This is a genomic window from Micromonospora sp. NPDC003776 (assembly GCF_053605645.1).
In genome coordinates, this window is the sequence record NZ_JBSGJR010000570.1 from 1 (window position 1) to 4,445 (window position 4,445).

Genomic DNA, 4,445 nt, shown 5'->3' on the forward strand with positions numbered 1-4,445 from the left:
CCGGCCGCCCCCCGCCCGGTCCCAACGAATCGGGGCCACCCGGAATGGCAGGCTGGGGCCATGATCGACGCTGAGGTCACCCGCCGGGTCGTCGCCGACTTCGTCAGGTACGTGCGCTCCGGGCTCCAGCCGGAGCGGGCCGCCGAGTTCCTGGCCCCGCTGGTCCGGGCCCATCAGGTGCAGTCCGAGCGCCCCGTCACCATCGAGCGGACCCCTGAGGACTACGCCGAGCACTTCCGGGAGATGATCGCCGCCTGGGGCGATTTCACCATCGTCATCGACGAGTTCCTCGTCGACGGTGCACGCGCGTACCTTCGGCTGACGCAGACCGGACGCCACCTGGGGGCGGTCGACAGGATCGCGCCGACCGGCCGGGAGGTCCGGCAGATCAACTCGGTCGTCTACCACGTCGCCGACGGCCTGATCACCGACTACTGGATCCAGATCGACCGCGCCGGCGTATCCGCCCAGCTCACCGCCGCTGGCTGACCCGGTCCGGCCGCTCCTGTTCCGGCAGGTTCAGCCGAAGGTAGACGTAGTCGGAGCCGTCCGGTCCGCCCGGGCGGCGCCGCCCGTCCGGCCGCCAGCCGTGCCGGGCGTAGAACGTTTGCGCCGGCGAGTTGCGTTCCCACACCTCAAGCAGCCCGGTCCGCCGGCCCGACCGCGCCAGATAGTCCAGGAAGGCCGCGTGCAGGCGCGTCCCGATGCCGCAGCGCCACCGCCCGGGCAGCACGTGGATCTGGTAGAGCTGACCCGCCGTACGGGCGTCCACGTCGGCCGGGAGCGGGGGACCCATCGCGGCGATGCCGACCAGCTCGGCGTCGGCGACCGCGCAGAGCACCAGCTTCTCGGGCGCCTGCAGCGCCCGGGTCCAACCGGCCCGCTGTTCCTGCACCACGGCCCGACCCGTCACGTCCTCGATCCCGGCGCCACCCGCTCGGTAGTAGGCGACACGCGCCCGCGTGTGTACGTCGATGACAGGGTCGACATCCGCCAGAGTCGCCTCCCGCACCACCAGCACCATCAGGCCTCCTCACGGTCCGGTTCGTGCCGGCCCTGATCGGAGCGATGCTGCCAGAAGCCGCCACGGCTCGCTGTCCAGGCGATCCTCGGCAGGAGCTCGCCCGGCGCCCGGCACAGCCGATTCCGGAAGCCGACAGCCCCGTTGAGCAGCATGAACGGTCCATTCGGCCATGGTGGGACGAGGCCCGACCTGCTGCACTGGAGGGCAGGACCAGTCGGTTGGTCACCATGGCCAGAATCGAGACCGGCATGGACAGCAGCGTTGTCCCACACCCCGGGCGCCACCTGATCCGCGCCCTCCTGACCGCCGCCCTCACCGTGCTGACGCTCGCCGCGGCGGCACCCGCCCCGGCCCACGCCACCCCGGTGGACGCGCCCGTCGCCGCCGCCGGCCCGTCGCCCGGCAGCTTCACCGGGCTGGGCTTCGACGCCTGCACCGCCCCGCCGGCCGCCACCATGCAGACATGGCTGGCGAACTCGCCGTACCGGGCGATCGGCATCTACTTCGGCGGGATCAACCGGGCCTGCACCCAACCCAACCTGACCCCCACCTGGGTCGCCGCACAGCAGGCCGCGGGCTGGCACCTCATGCCGATCTACCTCGGACTCCAGGCGCCCTGCACCACGTCCAACAAGCGCTACCTCATCGACCCGGCCAGCGCCGCGGCGCAGGGCCGCGCCCAGGCGGAGGACGCCGTCGCCCAGGCGACGACCCTCGGTCTGGCGCCGGAGAGCGTCCTCATCTTCGACATGGAGGCGTACCGCACCGACGACGCGGGCTGCCGGACGGCGGTGCTCGCGTTCCTGAGCGCGTGGACCGCCCGGCTGCACGACCTCGGCTACCTGTCCGGCTTCTACAGCAGCCTGGCCTCCGGCGTCGCCGACCAGGTCGCCGCCTACGGCACCCCGGGCAACGTCCCGCCCGACTACCTGGACTTCGCCCGCTGGGACGGCGTCGCCACGGTCTCCGATCCGGCCATCCCCGGCACCTACTGGTCGCCGCAGCGCCGGATGAAGCAGTACCAGGGTGGACACGACGAGACCTGGGGCGGCGTGACGATCAACATCGACAACGACTACCTGGACGTCGCTCCCCTGCCGCGCACCCCCTTCGGGGACTTCAGCGGCAACGGCTGGTCGGATCTGCTCAGCCGCCAACCGTCCACCGGCAACCTGTACCTCTACCCCGGCAACGGCACGTCCTTCGGTGGCCGCGCCACCATCGGCACCGGCTGGAACGGCATGGACGCCATCGTCCGCACCGACCTCACCGGCGACGGGTACGAGGACGTCATCGCCCGCAACAAGACCACCGGCGACCTGTGGTTGTACCCGCACAGCCCGACCGGCTGGGCCACCCGGATCCGGATCGGCACCGCCTGGAACACCATGCGCGAGATCACCCCGATCGGCGACCTGGACGGGGACGGCCGCCAGGACGTGCTCGCCGTCCAGACCTCCAGCGGCAACCTCTACCTCTACCCGGGTCGCGGCACCTCGTTCGCCCTGCGGAAGGCGATCGGCAGCGGCTGGAACAGCATGGACGAACTCGTCGGCATCGGCGACATCGACGGCGACGGCTACCAGGACCTCCTCGCCCGGCAGAAGTCCACCGGCTACCTGTTCCGCTATCCCGGACGCTCCGGCGGGTTCGGCGCCCGGGTCCAGGTCGGCGCGGGCTGGAACGGCATGCGCGACCTGGTCGGCATCGGCGACTTCAACCGGGACGGCAGCGAGGATCTCGTCGCCGTCGACAAGGCGACCGGCTACCTCTACCTCTACCGGGGCCGGGGCGCCACCTTCCCGGCCCGGATCCGCGTCGGTACGGGCTGGGGCGGCATGCAACCCCTGCTGTGAGGCGCTCAGGCGGTGAGGTGGGCGCTGTCGCCCGCCGTCGCGGCGAACGCGGTGCCGCTGACCATCCGGGCCGCGTCGGAGGCGAGGAAGACCACCAGCGGCGCGACGTCCTCCGGCTGGACCCAGGGCACCCCCAGCGGCGTCTTCGCGCGGAGCACCTCGACCGCGGTCCGCTCGTCGGTCGCGGCGTCCCCGGACGGCGTCCGCCCGCCCTCGGCGATGGCCTGCGCGTACCGGTCCGCGTGCCGGGTCAGGGTCGTGTCCACCAGCCCGGGGATGACCGCGTTCACGGTGATCCCGTGCGCCCCCAACTCCAGCGCGGCGGACTTCACCAGCCCGATCAGCCCCCACTTCGACGCCGAGTACGCCGACCCGTTCTTCGTCCCGTGCTGTCCCTGGGTGGACGAGGTGACGATGAGCCGGCCGCCGCCGCGGCGGACCAGCAGCGGGGCGAACACGCGCAGCACGTTCGCCGTACCGGTCAGGTTCACGTCGATCTGGTCGTGCCAGTCGGGGTCGGTCATCTCCAGCAGCGGCTTGAACGCCTGGATGCCGGCGTTGGCGAACACCACGTCGACGCCACCGTGGTCGCGTTCCACCGCCTCGGCCACGCCCCGCACGGCGGCCAGGTCCCGCTGGTCGGCCACGTGACCGGACCACCGGGCGCCGGCTGCGGCCACCAGCCGGCCGGTCTCGGCGAGGTCCTCCGCCGTGGCGGGCGGGAAGTCCAGGATCGGGCTGACCGGGCCGGCGACATCGACCCCGGCGACCTGCGCGCCGGCCTCCGCGAGGGCCACGGCGGCGGCCCGGCCGATGCCCCGCGCGGCCCCGGTGATCACGGCGACCCGCCCGGCCAGCGGACGCCCTGACGGCTCAGCTGCCGACTCTCGCACTGCCACCTCCACGCGGTCGGATGCTGCACGGTCACCACTCCCACGTGGTTCTCGGAGAGGCTGGGTGGGACGACCCCGCCTGGGCCCGCCCCTCCTGGCACCGTAGACCGGTCGGCACGTCACCGCCGGAGTTCCCCGCACCAGGGCGCCGCCGAACCGCCCTTCGCACGGCAGACTGGCGGCATGGACACGCGACGGGAACTGCTCGGGGTGGACGCCCCGGTCGTGGCGGCGCCGCTCGGCGGCGGACCGACCACCGCGGCGCTGGTGACGGCGGTCGGCGCGGCCGGCGCCTTCGGTTTCCTGGCCGCCGGCTACAAGACCCCGGACGCGATGGCGACGGAGATCGCCGCGGCGCGGCCGGGCGGCCGGCCGTTCGGCGTGAACGTCTTCGCGCCCACCCCCGTGCCGATCGGGGAGACCGACTTCCGCCGGTACGCGGACCGGATCGCCGCCGAGGGCGCCCCGTACGGGCTGGACCTGGCGGCGGCCGACCGGGTCGAGGACGACGACCGCTGGGCGGCGAAGCTCGACCTGCTGGTGCGCGACCCGGTGCCGGTGGTCAGCTTCACCTTCGGCCTCCCGCCCGCGGCCCTGGTACGCGACCTGCGCCGCGCCGGTAGCCGGGTGCTGGTCACGGTGACCGACCCGGCCGAGGCCGAGGCCGCCGCC

At 73.4% G+C, this 4,445-nt stretch carries 5 protein-coding genes; 3 read left to right on the forward strand and 2 right to left on the reverse strand.

Annotation, left to right across the window (positions count from 1 at the left end; translation table 11 throughout):
* Positions 1-60: 60 nt before the first annotated feature.
* Complete coding sequence (locus ACWEVO_RS31025) at positions 61-489, forward strand: ester cyclase (RefSeq protein ID WP_452311016.1); 429 nt, start codon at positions 61-63, stop codon at positions 487-489.
* Here ACWEVO_RS31025 and ACWEVO_RS31030 read toward each other — a convergent pair.
* Positions 473-1,024, reverse strand: a complete 552-nt coding sequence (locus ACWEVO_RS31030) for an N-acetyltransferase family protein (protein WP_452311017.1) — start codon at positions 1,022-1,024, stop codon at positions 473-475. The two genes, ACWEVO_RS31025 and ACWEVO_RS31030, sit on opposite strands and share 17 nt — an antisense overlap.
* Before the next feature lie 227 nt (positions 1,025-1,251).
* On the opposite strand from ACWEVO_RS31030, the gene ACWEVO_RS31035 reads away from it, so the two are divergent.
* Positions 1,252-2,880, forward strand: coding sequence for a glycoside hydrolase domain-containing protein (locus ACWEVO_RS31035; RefSeq protein ID WP_452311018.1), 1,629 nt, complete (start codon positions 1,252-1,254; stop codon positions 2,878-2,880).
* Between the two features lie 5 nt (positions 2,881-2,885).
* Here the strand turns inward: ACWEVO_RS31035 and ACWEVO_RS31040 are convergent, their stop codons facing one another.
* Positions 2,886-3,779, reverse strand: coding sequence for an SDR family oxidoreductase (locus ACWEVO_RS31040; protein WP_452311019.1), 894 nt, complete (start codon positions 3,777-3,779; stop codon positions 2,886-2,888).
* Between the two features lie 177 nt (positions 3,780-3,956).
* On the opposite strand from ACWEVO_RS31040, the gene ACWEVO_RS31045 reads away from it, so the two are divergent.
* Positions 3,957-4,445 (forward strand): nitronate monooxygenase (locus ACWEVO_RS31045; RefSeq protein WP_452311020.1); only part of this gene is annotated, 489 nt, incomplete at its 3' end.